Origin of the sequence: Winogradskyella aquimaris (genome assembly GCF_042676105.1) — a bacterium.
Taxonomy (GTDB): domain Bacteria; phylum Bacteroidota; class Bacteroidia; order Flavobacteriales; family Flavobacteriaceae; genus Winogradskyella; species Winogradskyella aquimaris.
Genome location: NZ_JBHTJQ010000003.1, coordinates 290,707 through 310,023, shown reverse-complemented (window position 1 = coordinate 310,023; position 19,317 = coordinate 290,707). Strand labels below are relative to the sequence as shown.

Below are 19,317 nucleotides of genomic sequence, written 5' to 3'. Positions count from 1 at the left end.
CAAATTTTAATTAAGCACTAAGATTTGATATCTGAGATTAGTTTATGTTTTTAAAAGGAAGTTATGGAACTGCCACTTGAATTTAATGGATTTTGTTTACTGATTAAGTTGTTTAGTCAATTCATAAAGTGCAATACTCGTCGCCTGTACCACGTTCATACTGCTATTATGGCCGTACATGTTAATATGTACTATGGCATCGCATTGTTTTATAACGGATTCTGAAATCCCAAAGTTCTCATCACCAAGAATTAACGCTATAGGTTGGTTGTTGTTTAGCTTGAATTTAGTTAATTCAGTACTGTTTTTGGTAATTTCTAAGGCAATGATTTGATGTGTTTGTTTTAATTGACCTATTATAGCATCAATTTTCTTTTCAATTCTGTAACTCACATAGTTTTCGGTCGAGCGTGAAGTTTTAGTCATACGCCTGCCAATAGGAATATATTCCCCACAAAAAATAAGCTCTTCTATATTAAAGGCATCAGCAATGCGGAATAAACTGCCAATATTAGGAGCATTGGTAATATTATCACAAACTAAAGTAATAGGATGTTTTTGCTTTTTAAAATTTGAAGTATAGTGTGTGAGCTGCAATTAAATATTGTTTTATCTTTTAATAGATACTATTTCAGGATTAGAAGAGTATATTATGTAGAAAATTAAAATTGATATTAACATTAGAAAAATAATAATACCCAAAATAATTTTTCTAGCTTTTTGAGAGCTGTTTTCATTTGAAGTAAACTCGAAAAAGCCTTCAACAATATTGAAGATTATCTCTACAATATCTCCCATAATTTTAGGTTGTGCAATATGCGTTAATTGGTAAATGCATATTTCAAAATATTCGCTCCCATTTTAAGCGCTTTTTCACGCACATCTTCCGGATCGTTGTGTACTTCTGGGTCTTCCCAACCATCACCTATATCGCTTTCAAAGGTAAAGAGTAATACCAGTCTATCTTCATGAAAAATACCGAAAGCCTGAGGTGCTTTACCATCGTGCTCATGTATTTTAGGTAAACCATTAGGAAATTCAAAAGCCGTACTAAATATTTCATGGTCTCTAGGGATTTCTTTCAATTCCTTATTTGGAAATACTTTTTTCAACTCTTTGGTAATATAAGGCTCCATCCCGTAATTGTCGTCGATATGCAAAAACCCACCAGAGATGAGATATTTTCTAAGATTTTCGGCGTCATCATCACTAAAAAACACATTACCATGACCCGTCATGTGTAGGAATGGAAACTGAAAAATATCTATACTTCCAACTTCAACAGTTTGTATATTCTCATTGATGTTGGTGTCAATATTATCATTACAAAACTTAACCAAATTAGGTAATGCCGTTGGATTACTATACCAATCACCACCACCTTTATATTTTAGTACCGCCATATCTTGAGCAAATACTAATGACGTTATTAGTATAAAACAAAAAGCGAAAAATTTATCCATTTTACTCATTTACAAATGCTACCGAATGACAAGCTGCAATGGCCGCAGTTTCTGTTCGTAGACGTGTGTTACCCAAAGTTACTGGAATATATTTTGCTGCCAAAGCCATTTCAATTTCTTTAACGCTAAAATCACCTTCTGGACCAATTAATATTAACGCATTTTTATTTGGCTTTATTTGCGACTTTAATGATTTCTTATCAGTTTCTTCACAATGGGCAATATATTTATCCTCAGAAAAGGTATGACTTAAGAAGTCTTTAAACGTAACGGCATCATTTAGCTTTGGCAAATAGCATTGCAATGATTGTTTCATAGCAGATTGAATAATCTTTTCAAACCGTTCTAATTTTATCACTTTACGTTCACTATTATCACATATGATTGGTGTAATTTCTTCAACACCTATTTCGGTTGCTTTTTCTAAAAACCACTCGTACCTATCGTTCATTTTAGTTGGGGCTACAGCCAAGTGCAGGTTAAAGGGACGCTTTGGTTGTAGGTCATGAGATAAGATGTTTACTGAGCAGTGCTTGGCATCTGCTACTACTAATTCAGCAACAAACAGCCAACCTGATCCATTGGTGATATGAAGTTGATCGCCAACTTTTTTTCGAAGTACTTTTACGATATGCCTACTTTCGTCTTTGTCGAAATCAAAGGCAGTATCACTCTCTGAGATTTTGGGGTTGTAGAATAATTGCATTAATCTATGGATTCTGAGAATTGTAAAACGGTTATTTCTTCAATAATTTTAGGCTCGTGCGTTTTTAGGATAACATAGTACCAATTTCTTTCTTTTATATCTAAGGTAAACACATCATCGGTGTGATGATTTTTTATGGCTTCTTCAAACATTGGGTGCATTTCACCTTCGGAAAACCATCCTAAATCACCACCGCGCTTTGCGTTTAAGTCCATGGAGTGTAATTGGGCTAATTTATTGAACTTATAACCTTGTTGGTATTGTGAAATGATTTTGTCTCGCTTTTCATTAATGTCTTCTAGCGTCATTTTGTTACCATCAAAATAGATATAGCTCGCTCTGTAATGCAAGGTTTCTTTCTTATCAATAATTTTATAGTAGGTTTTCTTGTATTCGTTTTTTACAACTTTCTTTCCACCTTTAGATAATTGAAAAAGCTCATCAGCCAAACGAGTTTTATGCTTTTCTTTATTAAAGGTAAAGACCTTGCTCTTATTAGATCTTTTATGGGCCTTCACAAAAGTTTCAGCGTCTTCAATGGAACTTATGGAGTCGAGCTCAGTTTCTAAAGAATCTTGTGAAAAACTTAAAAATGGAATAAAGAGTAATAGAAAAAAAAGTTGTTTCATCGCGTGTTTGATTTAGTCTAGTTTGGGATACTTACAAAACAACTAAATTTTAAAGTGTATATGAAGCCTTATGCTATCTGTTATCAACAGATGTTTTAACAATTTAAATCTTCAACCGAGCCGTAGCCATAACATCAAAATCAGAAAAGTCTTTTTCCAAATATTTTAAATAACCAACAATGGCAATCATAGCAGCGTTGTCTGTGGTATATTCAAATTTTGGAATGTAAGTGGTCCATCCATGTTTCTTTTCGGCATCTTTGAGGGCTTTTCTAATGCCAGAATTCGCAGATACCCCACCGCCAATGGCTATGTGCTTAATCCCTGTTTGTTTTACAGCAAGTTTTAGTTTGTCCATTAAAATACCAATAATGGTGTATTGAATGGACGCACAGATATCATTTAAGTTTTCTTCAATAAATTTAGGATTGGCTTTGGTTTCACGCTGTATAAAATAAAGTATAGCAGTTTTTAAACCTGAGAAACTAAAATTAAGACCCTCTACTTTTGGTTTGGTAAACTTATAGGCTTTTGGGTTTCCTAATTGCGCTCGTTTGTCTATTTCTGGACCTGCAGGATAGCCAAGACCTAGGGTTTTTCCGCTTTTATCATAAGCTTCGCCAACCGCGTCGTCAATTGTTTCGCCGAGGACTTCCATTTCAAAATAGTTAGTCACTTTTACAATTTGGGTATGACCACCAGATATGGTCATGGCTAAAAATGGAAACGGTGGTTTTTGATGTCCTTTCTCGTCAATAAAATGGGCCAAAATATGGGCTTGCATGTGGTTAACGTCAATTAAAGGAATACCTAATCCATAGGCCAAAGATTTGGCAAATGATGTGCCTACCAATAACGATCCCATTAGGCCAGGACCTCGCGTAAAGGCAATGGCACTTAATTGGTCTTTAGAAATACCGGCGCCACTTAAAGCTTGGTGTACAACTGGCACAATGTTCTGTTGGTGTGCCCTCGAGGCTAATTCTGGAACCACTCCGCCATATTCAGCATGAATTTTTTGGTCGGCCACAACATTACTCAGAATCTCATCGTTACATAATACTGCCGCTGAGGTATCATCGCATGACGATTCTATTCCAAGAATGTAAATATTTTCTTTTTTCATAATCGTTATTGGGCACAATTATTGTTAATTTTACCTGTCATAGTCTTATATGGTACTTAACAACGTATTGTAAGGGCAAAAGTACATGAATTTTTCATCAATTAGTAATCCTAATTCTTATCAAAAGAGTACTCAAAATAATAGGTAAAATAGCAGGTATTGTTCTGCTCTTGTTTCTAATTGTCTTTTTAATTTTGGGTATTCCCGCTGTTCAAACCAAGCTTGGTAAATACGCTACACAAAAGCTAAACGAAGACTTTAAAACCAATATTAATATCGGCAAGGTTGGTCTTCAGCTTAATGGAGATATAGAACTTAAAGAAATCCTTATAAGGGATTACAAAAAGGATACACTTATAAGTATCGGAGAATTAAACAGTTCTATTATAAGTTTTAAGAATCTCTACAGTGGAAAATTTAATTTAGGAGATATTGATATTCAGGGCTTAGTTTTTAATTTAAAAACTTACGAAGGAGAAGAAGATACCAATCTTGATATTTTTGTAGCAAAGTTTGAAGATGATAACCCACGGGAAGGGCCAAGCAGCTTTTTGTTTTCCTCTAGTGATCTTTCAATAGAAGATGCAATTTTTAGATTAAAGGATGAAAATCTCGAATCTCCAAGAGTTTTTGAGTTTACGGAACTAAATGCAAATACAACCAATTTTTTAATTAATGGTCCAGAGGTTAGTTCGCGGATAAACAAATTTAGTTTTAAGGATAGCAGAGGAATAACTGTGGATAACTTAAAAGCTAATTTTGAGTATACCCTAGACCATATGACTTTTGGGGATTTAAGTATTGAAACCGAAAAATCGGAGTTAAAAGGTGATTTAAGATTTAATTATAAAAGAGAAGACTTAAAAGAATTTACAGATAAAGTAAATGTATTGGCAAGTTTTAGAGATTCTGAGATATCATTGACTGAGCTTAATGTGTTTTTTGATGAATTTGGAATTAACCAACGTGCAGACTTCAACGCAGATCTTTCGGGAACACTAAACAATCTTCAAGTTAAGAACTTAAATGTAAGTACGACCAGAAATACCAGAATTATTGGGGATATAACTTTTGAAAATCTGTTTAACAATGAAAATGACAATTTTGCCTTATATGGTAATTTTCAAAATTTAGCTTCAAATTACAACGATTTAACAGCATTATTGCCCAGAATACTTGGTAATGCAATCCCAACGGTTTTATCCAAGGTAGGTAATTTTAAAATAGCAGGAACTTCTCAAATAAATACCAATCGAATTCGTGCAGATATCGCCATTGATACGGATTTAGGGTTTATAAAATCCAATTTAGAGCTTACCGAGATAGATGATATTGACAAAGCAAGCTATATTGGTAATGTAGTTTTTGATGAATTTGATATTGGTAAACTCATCAACGACCCGAAAGCTAAATTTGTTTCAGCAAATCTCGACGTTGATGGTAAAGGATTCACTTTGGCGAACTTAAGATCTAATGTAAAAGGTGAAGTTTTTGATTTAGATTATAATGGTTACATCTATCATGGTATTACCATGTCTGGGGATTTAGGTAATAAAGTCTTTAATGGTAATTTGATTGCCGATGATCCCAATCTTCAAATGAACTTTAATGGGCTTGTTGATTTTACTGAGGAAAAAAAGAAATTTGATTTTAAAGCTAATGTTGGTTATGCTAATCTAGGCATACTCAATTTCGTTACCAGAGACAGTATTTCTGAATTTAGGGGTATTGTAAATATGACTGCCATAGGGGCAAGTATAGATGATGCTAGTGGTGCCGTAAACATTAAAAATACTACTTATAAGAATCAAGATAATAGATATGTCTTCGGGGATTTTGATATTGTATCTTCTTTTGATGGTAAGGACCGCACGGTAACAATAAATTCTCCCGATATCATAAATGGAAATATAAAAGGACGATTTAAAATACAGGACTTACCAAAATTAATAGAAAATTCAGTTGGAAGTATCTTCACAAATTATCAACCGTTTGTGATTGAGGAAGGGCAGTACTTAGATTTTAGATTCAATATTTACTCTAAAATTGCAACTGTATTTTACAAGGATTTATTTTTAGGAAAAAATACCTTTATCGAAGGGCGAATAGAAACCGACGAAAGAGGATTTGAACTTAAATTTAATTCACCAGAAATAAAGTTTCAGGACTACTTTGCTAATAATATCAATCTCAATGTAAACAATGGAAATCCGCTTTATAACACTTTCTTGGAAATTGATTCACTCAGTGCAGGTGTTTACAATGCTTCGGATTTTACGTTAATCAATGTTACAAAAAGAGATACGCTTCTTGTGAAGACAGAATTTAAGGGGGGAAGAGATAATAAGGATGAATTTAATCTCAATATTTTCTATACCATTGATGAAGCCAATAAATCCGTTGTTGGTTTCAGAAAATCGGACATTATATTTAAGGGTTATGAATGGTTTATTAATTCAGAAAAGAATAGCTTCAATAAAGTAAGATTCGATAGAACGCTATCCGCGTTTGATATCTTCCCCATCACCATAAACCAAGGAAATGAAATTATTGAAGTTTCTGGGATTATTAATGACAGTATTAATAAAAATCTCAGGGTTGATTTCAAAGATGTAGAATTGGTTAAAATTACTCCAAGAATTGATAGTCTAGATTTAGCTGGTGTCGTAAATGGGAAGCTAGATCTTGTTCAGAATAATGGCGTTTATTTACCAAAGTCTAGTTTAGAGATTACTAATCTTTTTGTAAACGATTACGGTCTCGGTAATTTAAGTGCTAATATTGAAGGCAACAACTCTATAACAGATTATGATATCGATGTGTCCTTGGTTAATGATAATTTGACGTCCTTATTGGCAAAAGGCAGTATTAATGTAGCAGAACAGAAACCTACAATTAATTTGAATGTCGTCTTTGAAGAATTTTTATTGGATCCTTTGAACCCTCTTGGCGAAGGGGTAATAAGTAATATCAGAGGCTTAGTCTCTGGTAGTGCAAAAGTTACAGGTAGTCTCAATAAACCAAGTATTGATGGTGAACTCTTAATGGATCGAGCAGGTCTGTCTATTCCATACCTTAATGTAGATTTTGGTTTTGATTTTGACTCTAAAGTATCATTAAGAAATCAACAATTCATTTTTAATAATGTCGCCATGACGGACTCAAAGTATTTTTCTAGGGGTTTTTTAAATGGTTACATAGAACATGATAACTTTTCAGATTGGGAACTTGGGTTGGATTTAAGTACCAACCGTTTGTTAGTTTTAAATACAGAAGAATCTGAAGACGAACTATACTACGGAACAGCTTTTGTTTCCGGCGGAGCAACGATAAAAGGACCAACAGATCAATTAATCATTGATGTAGAAGGTAGTACTGCACAGGGTACGGTTTTTAACATTCCTTTGAATGATTCTGAAAGTTTTGGTGACAACTCCTTTATCCATTTTTTAAGTCCAGAAGAAAAGAAAGCCAGGCTTAATGGTGAAGTTACGGAGGCAATTGAGGTAAAAGGCCTGGAATTAAATTTTGACTTGGATGTTAATACCAATGCCACCATAGAGATAGTTATTGATAAAGAAGCAGGAAGTACAATTAAGGGTAAGGGAGAAGGTAACCTTGTATTCTTAATTAACACCAATGGGACATTCAATATGTGGGGCGATTTCTTGGTTTTTGAAGGTATTTATAATTTTAAGTACGGAGGTTTTGTTGAGAAGCGCTTCGAAGTGGAGCAAGGCGGAAGTATTGTATGGGAGGGAGATCCGATGGGAGCAGAAATCAATCTAAAGGCTATTTATAAGACCACGGCAAACCCTTCCGTTTTATTAGATAATCCTATTACGCAAAGAATACCTGTTGAGGTAGATATTTACTTAACGGGTGACTTAGAGCAACCGCAACCAGATTTCGATTTACGCTTTCCAAATGTGTCTTCCACGGTTAAATCAGAGCTGGATTATCGTTTGTCATCCAAAGATGAAAGAAACAATCAGGCATTGACTTTATTAGGCACTGGAGGTTTTTCAAATGGGATTAGAGGGGTCAATTTTACAGGTACAATATCAGAACGACTTTCAGGTATTGTAAATAATATTTTAGGCGGCGATAATGAAAATCTTAACGTGGGTATTGATGTAGAGCTTGGTGAGAATACACCAGACCTTCAAACCGATAATAGATTTGGACTAACCTTGCAAACAAAAATTTCTGAAAAAGTACTGGTCAATGGAAAGGTTGGTGTGCCATTTGGTAGTGCACAACAAACCACCATAACAGGCGATGTTCAAATTGATTGGTTATTAAATGAAGATGGAACATTGCGTGCTAAGGTATTTAATAGAGAAAATACAATTAGAAACTTTGGGGAAGAGATCGGTTACACTCAAGGTATTGGTATGTCTTACAGTGTAGAATTTGATACGTTTAAAGAATTGCTAGACATTATTTTTTCTGGAAAAAACCGCAAGGATAAAAAGATTACAAGGGATAAGAATAAAGAAGAAAATAAAGAAGATGATTTGATGCCTGAGTATATTTCCATGAAGAAAAAGAAGACAAAAACGAAGTCTTAAAATTCAGTTTCACTATTTTTATTAAAATACTTATTAACGAAAACGTTTGAATTGTTTTTCGTTATATTTTTTTATGATAATAGTCACATTATTACGCCTTTTGTTTATTAATTTTACCGTAATGAATAATTTTAAATATGCTACATTCAATTAAAAAAGTAGGTGTTTTAACCTCTGGTGGTGACTCACCAGGTATGAATGCTGCCATAAGATCTGTAGTTAGAACCTGTGTCTATCATGGTATCGAATGCTTTGGTATTTACAGGGGATACCAAGGTATGATTGAGGGCGATTTTGAAAAAATGGATGCCCGTAGTGTTAAAGGTATCATCAACAAAGGTGGAACTATCCTTAAATCTGCACGATCCCAAGAGTTTAGAACTAAGGAGGGGAGACAGAAAGCGTATAACGCCCTTAAAAAGGCTGGTATAGATGCTTTTGTGGTCATTGGTGGTGATGGTAGTTTTACTGGTGCAATGATTTTTAATCAAGAATTTGATTACCCTGTAATGGGTATTCCTGGCACTATAGACAATGATATATTCGGAACAACTCATACATTGGGTTACGATACTGCTTTAAATACTGCAGTAGAAGCCATTGATAAAATTAGAGATACGGCCAGTTCGCATAACAGACTCTTCTTTATAGAAGTTATGGGACGGGATGTTGGTCATATAGCATTAAATGTTGGTGTTGGGGCTGGTGCAGAAGAAATTTTAATTCCAGAAGAGGACCTTGGTTTAGACAGATTACTAGAGTCGTTGAGACGAAGTAAACGTTCAGGTAAGTCATCTAGTATAGTCGTTGTTGCCGAAGGTGATAAAATAGGTAAAAATGTATTTGAACTAGCAGATTACGTGGAACAAAATAAGGGTGAATATGAAGTGCGGGTTTCGGTACTTGGTCATATGCAACGTGGTGGTTCACCGTCTTGTTTTGATAGAGTGTTAGCGAGTAGAATGGGTGTTAAGGCTGTTGAAAGCCTCATCACAGGTAAGAGCAATTATATGGTAGGTCTTAAAAATGATATTATGGACTTAACACCATTTGACCAAGCAGTAAAAGGAAAATCAAAAATTAACATGGAACTATTGAGGGTTTCAGATATAATGACAATTTAAAAACAATAGAAAAATGTCAAACTTAAAACTAGGAATTAACGGATTCGGAAGAATAGGAAGAATAGTGTTTAGAGCAACGGTAAAACGTCCAGATGTAGATGTGGTTGCTATTAACGATTTATTAGATGTAGAACATCTCGCGTATTTATTAAAATATGACTCAGTACATGGTCGTTTTGACGGTACGGTAGAGGTTAAGGATGGACACTTGGTGGTCGATGGTAAAATTGTAAGGGTAACAGCAGAACGTGACCCAAAAAATCTTAAATGGGATGAGGTAGGTGCTGATATTGTGGCTGAGTGTACAGGTATTTTTACTACTTTAGAAACAGCGCAGTACCATATCGATGCAGGTGCTAAAAAAGTGGTAATTTCTGCTCCTAGTAAGGACGCTCCTATGTTTGTAATGGGTGTTAATGATAATGAATTAACAGGTGAACATAAAATCGTCTCTAACGCATCTTGTACAACCAACTGTTTAGCTCCTTTAGCGAAGGTAGTAGATGATAATTTTGGTATTGAAGAGGCCCTTATGACTACAGTGCATGCTACAACGGCTACACAATTGACGGTAGATGGTCCTTCTCGAAAAGATTTTAGAGGCGGAAGAAGTGCATTATTGAATATTATTCCAGCTTCTACAGGTGCTGCCAAAGCTGTAGGTAAGGTAATTCCAAAGTTAGATGGAAAACTTACTGGTATGGCTTTTAGAGTGCCAACAGCAGACGTGTCTGTGGTTGATCTTACAGTAAGAACAAAAGAAGAGACTTCTCTTGAAGAAATTAAGGCGGCATTCAAAAAGGCTTCTGAAGGAAGCATGAACGGTGTGCTAGGTTATACCGAAGAATCTGTAGTATCTCAAGATTTTGTTAGTGATGCTCGTACAAGTATATTTGATGCCGATGCATGTATAGAATTAAATTCAAAATTCTTTAAGCTAGTATCTTGGTACGATAATGAATTTGGATATTCAAATAAATTAGTAGATTTAGCTCAGAAGATAAATTCACTATAATTTTAAAAATTATTAATTCAATAATTCCGTAGGATTGATAATATAATAGTTATCCTACGGAATTTTTAATTTAAGGTTATGATTTTAATTACTGATGGTGGTTCAACAAAATGCGATTGGATTGCGATTGATAAAAATGGCAATCAAGTTGATCAAAGAATAAGGACTAAAGGCTTAAATCCTGCTATTTTAAGTGAGAAGAAACTCAATAAAATCATAAGAAAGAGTAAAGAGCTCATGGCTATGAGCACTGAGGTTGAGTATGTGTTTTTTTATGGTGCTGGATGTGGTACTGACAACCCTAGGGAAATGCTCAAAGAAATTTTGGAGCAGATTTTTCCTAATGCAACAGTAGATGTTCAAGAAGATACCATGGCAGCTGTTAGATCTACTATAAATAGCAATAATGAAGCTGCTGTAGTCTGTATTCTAGGTACTGGTTCCAACTGCAGTTATTTTGATGGAGAGACACTACACCAGCGTGTAAAAAGTTTAGGTTACACATTAATGGATGAAGCCAGTGGTAACTATTATGGTAAGGAATTGATTCGCGATTATTATTTCAATATCATGCCACATACCTTGAAGCTAGCATTTAGCCATAAATACAATCTTGACGCGGATTATATAAAGTATAATCTCTACAAACAACCCAATCCCAATGCTTACCTAGCGAGTTTTGCAGAATTTATGTTTTTAAATAAAGATTCAGACTATATTAAAGAGCTCATTAAATCTGGACTTCGTAAGTTTACGGAACATATGATTCTTCAGTTTAAGGAAGAATTAAATACTGGAATCCCAGTTCATTTTGCGGGTTCCATAGCCTATTTTTCTCAAGAAGAAATAAAAGAAGTGGCTGAGGAATATGGCTATAAGGTTGGTAATTTCGTGCGCAGACCAATTGAGGGATTGGTAGATTACCATATTAAAAATCTATAATAATGGAAATTGCAATCATAGCTCATGATGGGAAAAAGGCAGAGATGGTTCAATTTTTAAATGAGCATAGTGAGATTTTGCATCAAAAAAAAATCCAATTAATCTCAACAGGTACCACAGGTGAGAAAGTTAAGAGCGCTGGTTTTGAAGTTAATGCACTTCTATCTGGACCTTTAGGAGGAGATGCACAAATTGCGGCTAGAGTTGCTGAGGGTAAGTGCCACATGGTTATCTTTTTCAGAGATCCTTTGGATAAGCATCCTCATGAACCTGATATTTTAATGCTAATGCGGTTGTGCGATGTTCATAATGTGCCTCTGGCCACAAATCCAGCAACTGCAAAGTTATTGATCAATGCTGTTTAAAAACCATTGTTTATTTTGTGTTAATAAAACTCAAGAAGTCTATTGTAAAACTTATATTTTGGTTATATCTTTGTAGCGTCTTTAAAATAATGAAACGAAATTATGTTTGAATTTGATCAATATTTAGGATTTTTAGCATTCTTAACCATATTAACTATCGGTTTTTGGTTAATGATTTTCCTTTTAACCTTTGTCATTCCTTATTGGGTATTTGGTTCAGCAATTGAGCGTTTCAAAGAAATAAGAGAAGAAAAAAAAGCCGAGCGTGAAGCGGGTTTATAACTTCCTAACAGATATAAAATTTAAGAGCACCAGTATTGGTGCTCTTTTTTTATTACTATTTTTAAAAAAAATTGATATGAAAATAAAACATATTTTAGCGTTCCTTTTAATTTCAATCTCTTATTTAAACGCCCAACAAATCCTTCCCCAGCGGCAACGCGCTGAGGTTATAGATGCTATTTTAAAAGAAAGATTTGAACATCTATTACCAAAATTGATGGACGATTCTGACATTGATATGTGGATTTTAATATCAAGGGAATATAATGAAGATCCGGTACTTAAAACCATGTTACCTGCAACTTGGTTGAATGCCAGAAGACGCACTATCCTCGTTTTTTATAGAAATAAAGACAATAACACCCTTGAAAAACTAGCTGTTGCCCGCTATAATTTTGGGGAAAATATCATATCGGCATGGGACAAGGAAAAACAACCTGACCAATGGAAGCGATTGATGGAAATCATTGAAGAAAGGGAGCCAAAATCCATAGGGCTTAATTATTCTGAACATTTTAATATCTGCGATGGCATTGTAAAAATGGATTATGAAACCTTTATGGAGAATCTACCGAGCGATTATAAACCTAGGGTAAAATCAGCTGAAAAATTAGCTATATCGTGGATCGAAACACGTACCGAAAAAGAGATGATTATTTATAACCAGTTGGTTGATATTACTCATGATATCATTGCAGAAGCCTTTTCGGAAAAAGTGATAACTCCAGGCGTAACCACAACCACAGATGTAGAGTGGTGGATGCGCGATAAAATAACAGCTTTAGGATTAAAAACTTGGTTTCATCCTACGGTTGATGTTCAGCGTACTGCAGAAGAATTAGGCAACCATTTGTATGCGTTTTCCAACAGGCCAGAAAATATGGTTATTCTTCCAGGAGATTTATTGCACTGCGATATAGGAATAACCTACCTACGGTTAAATACAGACTGCCAGGAATTAGCTTATGTCTTAAAGCCAATGGAAACAAAAGCTCCAGATTTCTTGATGGAAGCTCTTAAAAAAGGGAATAGGGTACAAGACATTTTTACATTCAATTTTAAAACAGGAAAAACCGGAAATACTATTCTACTTGAATCCTTAGAACAGGCTAAAAACGAAGGGTTACGACCAGCTATTTATACACATCCATTGGGCTCTTATGGTCACTCTTCAGGAACCACATTAGGCATGTGGGACGCTCAGGATGGAGTGCCAGTCAATGGCGACTATCCGTTGCACGAAAATACAGTTTATGCCATTGAACTAAATACCACTGTTAATATTCCAGAATGGCAACGAGATATACGTATTATGCTTGAAGAAGCTGGATTTTGGGGACCATATGGCTTCAGATATGTTAATGGTAGACAGACAAAGCTGTTAACTATTCCAAGAATAAATGCGCAAACGCGCAATTAAACCTGCAGCACACCCATATTAAAAGGTTTTTCAATAGGAGCGTGGTTAGCAGCTTCTATGCCCATGCTAATCCAAGTTCTCGTATCTAGAGGGTCTATGATGGCATCGGTCCATAATCTTGCAGCAGCATAATAAGGAGACACTTGGTTATCATATCTCGATTTTATTTTGTTAAAGAGTTCCTCTTCCTTTTCCTTGGTTATGGTTTCACCCTTCTTTTTTAAAGAAGCTGTTTCTATTTGAAGTAGCACTTTAGCTGCGGATTTACCACTCATTACGGCGAGTTCTGCACTTGGCCAAGCTACAATTAATCTTGGATCATAAGCTTTGCCACACATCGCATAATTACCAGCACCATAACTATTACCAATTACAATAGTAAATTTTGGAACCACAGAATTACTCACAGCATTTACCATTTTAGCACCATCTTTTATAATACCTCCATGTTCTGATTTACTGCCAACCATGAAGCCAGTAACATCTTGTAAAAAGACCAAGGGTATTTTTTTCTGATTGCAATTAGCAATAAATCGCGTAGCTTTATCTGCAGAATCATTATAAATGACACCACCAAACTGCATTTCACTGGGTTTTGTTTTTGCTCCTTTGGTTTTTACAATTTGTCTTTGATTGGCTACAATGCCAACAGCCCACCCATCAATACGTGCATAACCAGTAATTATTGTTTGACCATAACCAGCTTTGTATTCTTCAAATTCAGAATCGTCTACCAATCGCTTTATGATCTCATACATATCGTATTGGTCTGCTCTGCTCTTTGGTAATATTCCATAGATGTCATCCGGACTTTCTATAGGCTTAACAGGTTTTGTTCTATTGAAACCAGCTTTATCCAAGTCACCAATTTTATCCATGATATTCTTTATAGTATCTAGGGCATCTTTGTCATCTTTAGCTTTATAATCGGTAACACCAGAAATTTCACAATGTGTGGTTGCACCACCCAAGGTTTCGTTATCGATGGTTTCTCCGATAGCCGCTTTTACTAAATAACTTCCAGCAAGGAAGATGCTTCCGGTTTTATCTACAATAAGCGCTTCATCACTCATTATGGGCAAATAGGCCCCACCAGCAACACAACTGCCCATGACCGCAGAAATTTGAGTAATACCCATACTGCTCATCACGGCATTGTTTCTAAAGATTCGCCCAAAATGTTCTTTGTCAGGGAAAATTTCATCTTGCATGGGTAAAAATACACCTGCACTGTCTACAAGATAAATAATTGGAAGTTTGTTTTCAATTGCAATTTCCTGAGCTCTCAGATTCTTTTTACCTGTAATCGGAAACCAAGCACCAGCCTTAACCGTTGCATCATTGGCAACAACAATACATTGCTTGCCTTTGACATAACCAATTTTTACAACAACACCACCAGACGGACATCCACCATATTCCGGATACATATCTTCACCAGCAAAAGCACCAATCTCTATAGATTTAGATTTAGGATCCAATAAATAATCTATACGTTCCCTAGCTGTCATTTTTCCTTTGCTATGGTGTTTGGCTATACTTTTTTCACCACCACCAAGTTTTATTTTAACTAGTCGTTTTTTTAATTCAGAGACTAATAGCTTATTGTGATCTTCGTTTTTGTTGAATTGAATGTCCATAAATTTTATTTCTGTGGCTACGAATTTACGAAACATTACTATTAGTTGTTAGGGGTAAAATCTAAATGAAAAGTTAAATATATATAACATGGAAATATATTCCTTGGAAAATAAAATTTAATACCTTAATTTTGTTCAAACGAAATTTAAACCTCATGAAAAAAATACTGGCATTTGCGGGAAGTAATAGTTCTACTTCGATCAATAAACAATTAGTGAAGTATGCGTCTTCGTTACTAAAGGACGTAAATGTTAATCTTATCGACTTAAATGAATTTGATGCACCACTCTTTGGCGTTGATCTTGAAGACGAATTAAAAGAAGCGCCTGAAAACGCCCACAAGCTATTAAATCTAATTAAAGAATCAGATGGAATTGTATTATCCTTGGCAGAGCATAATGGAGTGTATGCTACGGTATTTAAGAACCTTTTCGATTGGATGTCTAGAATAGAAGGTAACTTTCTATTTAAAAAGCCAATGTTGTTAATGGCAACTTCACCTGGAGCCCGAGGCGGACAAACCGTTTTGTCTATTGCAAAGGCTAGATTTCCTTGGCATGATGGGAATATAGTAGGAACATTTTCATTGCCGTCGTTCCATACGAATTTTGAGAATGGTAGAATTTCTAATGAGGAATTAAATAAAGAACTTTTAGAAGAAGTAGAAAAGTTACAAAAGGCTTTATAAAGGTGGGAGATTTAGCAAAAGATATCAATTCAACATTTCCAAATAGTAAAGTCAAAGCTTTACTAAATATTATATATACAGCGAATTGGATTGCTAATTGCCAGAATGAATTTTTTAAGGATTTTGGTATTTCGCCGCAACAGTATAATATCCTACGTATTTTAAGAGGCGCAGGCGGACCACTCAAAGTACAGACTATTAAAGACAGGATGTTAGAACGTTCCCCAAATGCCACTAGGCTAATGGATAAATTATGTGCCAAGAACTACATTGAACGTTTGCCCTCGGAAGATGACAGGCGTGTGGTAAAAGTAGCAATAACAAAAGAAGGGTTGGCGCTTCTAGAGTCAATACCAAACAATTTGAATAAGGATTTACTTAAAAATATTTCAGAGGAAGAGGCTAAACAATTAAGCGATTTATTAGATAAACTAAGATAATTACTAAAGAAAGGAACAATAAGATGAAAACAATAATTCACAAAGCAGAAGATAGGGGATTTGCTAACCACGGCTGGTTGCAGGCCAATCATTCATTTAGTTTTGCAAGTTGGTATAATCCAGAAAAAGTACATTTTGGTGCGTTAAGAGTATTAAATGATGATATTATTGCGCCAAAAATGGGATTTGGGACACATCCACATGATAATATGGAAATAATAACCATTCCATTAAAAGGGGTGTTAAAACATCGTGATAATATGGGAGATGATTGGATACCAGTTGTACCAGGAGAAGTCCAGGTCATGTCTGCAGGAACTGGTGTACAACACTCAGAGATTAATGGTTCCGTAGATGAATACTTAAGCTTGTTTCAGATATGGATTATACCAGAAAAACGAAGTGTTCAACCGCGTTACGATCAAAAAACATTTAGTGCCGAGGACAGGAATGGAAAATTACAAACTTTGGTAACCTCTTTTAAGGATGGTGATGATAATAGTTTAAAAATACATCAAGATGCTAGATTGTCACGTATAGATTTAAAAGGTGGCGAATCATTTACTTATGACTTAAAAAGTAAAGATCACGGTGTTTATGTTATGAACATTAGTGGAGAAGTTTCGATTGCAAATAATCAATTAAATTCCAGGGATGCTTTAGGGATTTCAGAAACACCTGACTTTGATATAAATGCAACTGAAGACTCTGAATTGCTATTTATTGAGGTACCAATGATTAGTCTATAGGAATAAGTTTTAATTAGAATAAGGCACCACAAATTGTGGTGCTTTTTTATTTTAAAATACCGATATTTGTTTTCAACTAACTATCTAAAATTAAGAATACGATTATGGCGATGAATAAAAACACGGTTTTAGCTTGGGCTACAACCATTATGATTATTGTTGGACTTGGATTAATTGCACTTGGGGCATTTCGCTACGATGAGGTTGCAGGATGGGGCTTTGCCGCAGTTGGAATTGGCTTTTTTGCAATAGCATGGGTATTTAATGCCTTAAAGGGAAGGGTTTAATTAATCTAAATTTCTAAAGATTAAATTTATATGAGCGACGATAAGCAAGTAATTTTCTCAATGTCTGGTGTAACTAAGACGTTTCAATCGGCAAATACACCAGTTTTAAAAAATATTTATCTCAGTTTTTTCTATGGAGCAAAAATTGGGATTTTGGGTCTTAATGGTTCAGGTAAATCTACCTTACTAAAAATAATTGCTGGTGTAGACAAAAACTATCAAGGTGATGTTGTTTTTAAACCGGGTTATACCGTTGGCTACTTAGAGCAAGAACCACAATTAGATGATGAAAAAACAGTTATGGAAGTTGTCAAGGAGGGTGCAGCCGAGATTGTAGCTATCCTAGATGAATATAATAGTATTAATGATCAATTTGGTTTAGAAGAGGTTTATAGCAATCCAGATAAAATGGAAAAGCTTATGAATCGTCAAGCAGAATTGCAAGACCAGATAGATGCAACTAATGCTTGGGAATTAGATACTAAGCTGGAAATTGCAATGGATGCTTTGCGCACGCCAGAGGGTGATAAGAAAATAGGTGTATTATCTGGTGGTGAACGTCGTCGAGTAGCATTATGCCGTCTACTTTTACAAGAGCCTGATGTATTGCTATTAGATGAGCCAACCAACCATCTGGATGCAGAATCAGTCCATTGGTTGGAGCATCATTTAGCACAATATAAAGGAACTGTTATTGCTGTAACCCACGATAGGTACTTTTTAGATAATGTTGCTGGTTGGATCCTAGAACTCGATAGAGGAGAAGGTATTCCTTGGAAAGGAAATTATTCATCTTGGTTAGACCAAAAGTCAAAACGCTTGGCACAAGAAAGTAAATCGGCATCCAAACGTCAGAAAACATTAGAGCGTGAGTTAGAATGGGTAAGACAAGGAGCTAAAGGACGCCAAACGAAACAAAAGGCGCGTTTAAAGAATTACGATAAATTATTGAGCCAAGACCAGAAACAATTAGATGAAAAACTTGAAATTTATATACCTAATGGACCGCGTTTAGGCACGAATGTGATTGAAGCCATCGGTGTTAGTAAGGCTTATGGTGATAAGTTATTATACGAAGACTTAAACTTTAATTTACCACAAGCAGGGATTGTTGGTGTAATTGGACCAAATGGTGCTGGAAAGACAACCATTTTTAAAATGATTATGGGAGAGGAAACTCCTGATAAGGGTGAGTTTGTGGTTGGTGAAACAGCCAAGATTGCTTATGTAGATCAAAAGCATTCAAATATTGATCCTGAGAAAACCATTTGGCAGAACTTTAGTGATGAGCAAGAGTTAATAATGATGGGTAATCGTCAGGTGAATTCTAGGGCCTATTTAAGTCGATTTAACTTTTCGGGTAATGAACAAAATAAAAAAGTTAAGTTGCTATCAGGTGGCGAAAGAAACCGCTTACATTTGGCCATGACCCTCAAAGAAGAAGGTAATGTATTACTTTTAGATGAACCTACTAACGATTTAGATGTTAATACCTTACGAGCTCTTGAGGAAGGTTTGGAGAACTTTGCAGGTTGTGCTGTGGTGATTAGTCATGATAGATGGTTTTTAGATAGAATATGTACACATATCTTAGCCTTTGAAGGCAATTCTCAAGTTTACTTTTTTGAAGGAGGATTTAGTGACTATGAAGAAAACAAAAAGAAGCGCCTTGGTGGAGATATCATGCCAAAACGAATTAAGTATAAGAAATTAGTGCGATAATTGAAAATATAAAAAGCCTGCCAATGCAGGCTTTTTATATTTTCATAAAGATGATTACCACTTAAATTGTAATCACACCTTTTTTTATGATATGTGAAAGGTCATTAAAGTTTAAATCGAATATAATTAATTCGGCAAAAGTTA

Annotated in this window: 18 protein-coding genes; 12 read left to right on the top strand and 6 right to left on the bottom strand. The window is 35.1% G+C overall.

The features are described from left to right. Positions 1-96 precede the first annotated feature (96 nt). From ACFQ1K_RS04230 to tsaD, 5 genes are all read right to left on the bottom strand, one after another. On the bottom strand, positions 97-597 hold the full coding sequence (locus ACFQ1K_RS04230) for a TrmH family RNA methyltransferase (protein WP_320556572.1): 501 nt from the start codon (positions 595-597) through the stop codon (positions 97-99). Positions 598-821: 224 nt separating this feature from the next. Next, positions 822-1,463 (bottom strand): DUF4159 domain-containing protein, encoded by a 642-nt coding sequence (locus ACFQ1K_RS04225; protein ID WP_320556573.1) that lies wholly within the window; start codon positions 1,461-1,463, stop codon positions 822-824. A gap of 1 nt (position 1,464) precedes the next feature. Further along, positions 1,465-2,169, bottom strand: coding sequence for a 16S rRNA (uracil(1498)-N(3))-methyltransferase (locus ACFQ1K_RS04220; protein ID WP_320556574.1), 705 nt, complete (start codon positions 2,167-2,169; stop codon positions 1,465-1,467). After that, on the bottom strand, positions 2,169-2,798 hold the full coding sequence (locus ACFQ1K_RS04215) for a peptidylprolyl isomerase (protein WP_320556575.1): 630 nt from the start codon (positions 2,796-2,798) through the stop codon (positions 2,169-2,171). Before ACFQ1K_RS04215 ends, ACFQ1K_RS04220 begins: the two co-directional genes overlap by 1 nt. A gap of 103 nt (positions 2,799-2,901) precedes the next feature. Further along, positions 2,902-3,924 (bottom strand): tRNA (adenosine(37)-N6)-threonylcarbamoyltransferase complex transferase subunit TsaD, encoded by a 1,023-nt coding sequence (tsaD, locus tag ACFQ1K_RS04210; RefSeq protein ID WP_320556576.1) that lies wholly within the window; start codon positions 3,922-3,924, stop codon positions 2,902-2,904. Positions 3,925-4,118: 194 nt separating this feature from the next. On the opposite strand from tsaD, the gene ACFQ1K_RS04205 reads away from it, so the two are divergent. The 7 genes from ACFQ1K_RS04205 (at position 4,119) to ACFQ1K_RS04175 (ending at position 13,646) form a co-directional block, all read left to right on the top strand. Beyond that, entirely contained in the window at positions 4,119-8,498 is a 4,380-nt protein-coding gene (locus ACFQ1K_RS04205) for a translocation/assembly module TamB domain-containing protein (RefSeq protein ID WP_320556577.1), read from the top strand. A gap of 137 nt (positions 8,499-8,635) precedes the next feature. Then, positions 8,636-9,622, top strand: coding sequence for a 6-phosphofructokinase (gene pfkA / locus ACFQ1K_RS04200; protein WP_320556578.1), 987 nt, complete (start codon positions 8,636-8,638; stop codon positions 9,620-9,622). 13 nt (positions 9,623-9,635) lie between these two features. Beyond that, entirely contained in the window at positions 9,636-10,637 is a 1,002-nt protein-coding gene (gap, locus tag ACFQ1K_RS04195; protein ID WP_320556579.1) for a type I glyceraldehyde-3-phosphate dehydrogenase, read from the top strand. 78 nt (positions 10,638-10,715) lie between these two features. Next, positions 10,716-11,579 (top strand): BadF/BadG/BcrA/BcrD ATPase family protein, encoded by an 864-nt coding sequence (locus ACFQ1K_RS04190; RefSeq protein WP_320556580.1) that lies wholly within the window; start codon positions 10,716-10,718, stop codon positions 11,577-11,579. Positions 11,580-11,581: 2 nt separating this feature from the next. Next, positions 11,582-11,944, top strand: coding sequence for a methylglyoxal synthase (locus tag ACFQ1K_RS04185; protein WP_320556581.1), 363 nt, complete (start codon positions 11,582-11,584; stop codon positions 11,942-11,944). A gap of 102 nt (positions 11,945-12,046) precedes the next feature. Then, positions 12,047-12,226 carry a hypothetical protein gene (locus tag ACFQ1K_RS04180; RefSeq protein WP_320556582.1) on the top strand — a complete coding sequence of 60 codons (180 nt, stop codon included), beginning with the start codon at positions 12,047-12,049 and terminating at the stop codon, positions 12,224-12,226. Positions 12,227-12,302: 76 nt separating this feature from the next. Next, entirely contained in the window at positions 12,303-13,646 is a 1,344-nt protein-coding gene (locus ACFQ1K_RS04175) for a M24 family metallopeptidase (protein WP_320556583.1), read from the top strand. Here the strand turns inward: ACFQ1K_RS04175 and ACFQ1K_RS04170 are convergent. Then, a complete protein-coding gene (locus tag ACFQ1K_RS04170; RefSeq protein ID WP_320556634.1) occupies positions 13,643-15,286 on the bottom strand; it encodes an acyl-CoA carboxylase subunit beta in 1,644 nt (547 codons plus the stop codon). The genes ACFQ1K_RS04175 and ACFQ1K_RS04170 overlap by 4 nt on opposite strands. Positions 15,287-15,441: 155 nt before the next feature. Here ACFQ1K_RS04170 and ACFQ1K_RS04165 point away from each other — a divergent pair, with 155 nt between their 5' ends. The 5 genes from ACFQ1K_RS04165 (at position 15,442) to ettA (ending at position 19,173) form a co-directional block, all read left to right on the top strand. Then, a complete protein-coding gene (locus ACFQ1K_RS04165; RefSeq protein ID WP_320556584.1) occupies positions 15,442-15,975 on the top strand; it encodes an NADPH-dependent FMN reductase in 534 nt (177 codons plus the stop codon). A 2-nt stretch (positions 15,976-15,977) separates the two neighbouring features. Beyond that, entirely contained in the window at positions 15,978-16,415 is a 438-nt protein-coding gene (locus ACFQ1K_RS04160) for a MarR family winged helix-turn-helix transcriptional regulator (protein ID WP_320556585.1), read from the top strand. A gap of 23 nt (positions 16,416-16,438) precedes the next feature. After that, entirely contained in the window at positions 16,439-17,164 is a 726-nt protein-coding gene (locus ACFQ1K_RS04155) for a pirin family protein (protein ID WP_320556586.1), read from the top strand. Positions 17,165-17,268: 104 nt separating this feature from the next. Then, positions 17,269-17,451: a CAL67264 family membrane protein gene (locus tag ACFQ1K_RS04150; RefSeq protein WP_243472163.1), complete on the top strand. Its 183-nt coding sequence runs from the start codon at positions 17,269-17,271 to the stop codon at positions 17,449-17,451. Between the two features lie 30 nt (positions 17,452-17,481). Further along, positions 17,482-19,173: an energy-dependent translational throttle protein EttA gene (gene ettA, locus ACFQ1K_RS04145; RefSeq protein ID WP_320556587.1), complete on the top strand. Its 1,692-nt coding sequence runs from the start codon at positions 17,482-17,484 to the stop codon at positions 19,171-19,173. The last annotated feature ends 144 nt before the right edge of the window (positions 19,174-19,317 follow it).

What these genes read in the sequence shown, in the direction of transcription:
- ACFQ1K_RS04155 (WP_320556586.1), top strand. Translation starts at nt 16,439, where the DNA reads ATGAAAACAATAATTCACAAAGCAGAAGATAGGGGATTTGCTAACCAC.
- ACFQ1K_RS04190 (WP_320556580.1), top strand. Translation starts at nt 10,716, where the DNA reads ATGATTTTAATTACTGATGGTGGTTCAACAAAATGCGATTGGATTGCG.
- gap (WP_320556579.1), top strand. Translation starts at nt 9,636, where the DNA reads ATGTCAAACTTAAAACTAGGAATTAACGGATTCGGAAGAATAGGAAGA.
- tsaD (WP_320556576.1), bottom strand. Translation starts at nt 3,924, where the DNA reads ATGAAAAAAGAAAATATTTACATTCTTGGAATAGAATCGTCATGCGAT.
- ACFQ1K_RS04150 (WP_243472163.1), top strand. Translation starts at nt 17,269, where the DNA reads ATGGCGATGAATAAAAACACGGTTTTAGCTTGGGCTACAACCATTATG.
- ACFQ1K_RS04185 (WP_320556581.1), top strand. Translation starts at nt 11,582, where the DNA reads ATGGAAATTGCAATCATAGCTCATGATGGGAAAAAGGCAGAGATGGTT.
- ACFQ1K_RS04220 (WP_320556574.1), bottom strand. Translation starts at nt 2,169, where the DNA reads ATGCAATTATTCTACAACCCCAAAATCTCAGAGAGTGATACTGCCTTT.
- pfkA (WP_320556578.1), top strand. Translation starts at nt 8,636, where the DNA reads ATGCTACATTCAATTAAAAAAGTAGGTGTTTTAACCTCTGGTGGTGAC.
- ACFQ1K_RS04165 (WP_320556584.1), top strand. Translation starts at nt 15,442, where the DNA reads ATGAAAAAAATACTGGCATTTGCGGGAAGTAATAGTTCTACTTCGATC.
- ACFQ1K_RS04175 (WP_320556583.1), top strand. Translation starts at nt 12,303, where the DNA reads ATGAAAATAAAACATATTTTAGCGTTCCTTTTAATTTCAATCTCTTAT.
- ACFQ1K_RS04215 (WP_320556575.1), bottom strand. Translation starts at nt 2,798, where the DNA reads ATGAAACAACTTTTTTTTCTATTACTCTTTATTCCATTTTTAAGTTTT.
- ettA (WP_320556587.1), top strand. Translation starts at nt 17,482, where the DNA reads ATGAGCGACGATAAGCAAGTAATTTTCTCAATGTCTGGTGTAACTAAG.
- ACFQ1K_RS04225 (WP_320556573.1), bottom strand. Translation starts at nt 1,463, where the DNA reads ATGGATAAATTTTTCGCTTTTTGTTTTATACTAATAACGTCATTAGTA.
- ACFQ1K_RS04180 (WP_320556582.1), top strand. Translation starts at nt 12,047, where the DNA reads ATGTTTGAATTTGATCAATATTTAGGATTTTTAGCATTCTTAACCATA.
- ACFQ1K_RS04170 (WP_320556634.1), bottom strand. Translation starts at nt 15,286, where the DNA reads ATGGACATTCAATTCAACAAAAACGAAGATCACAATAAGCTATTAGTC.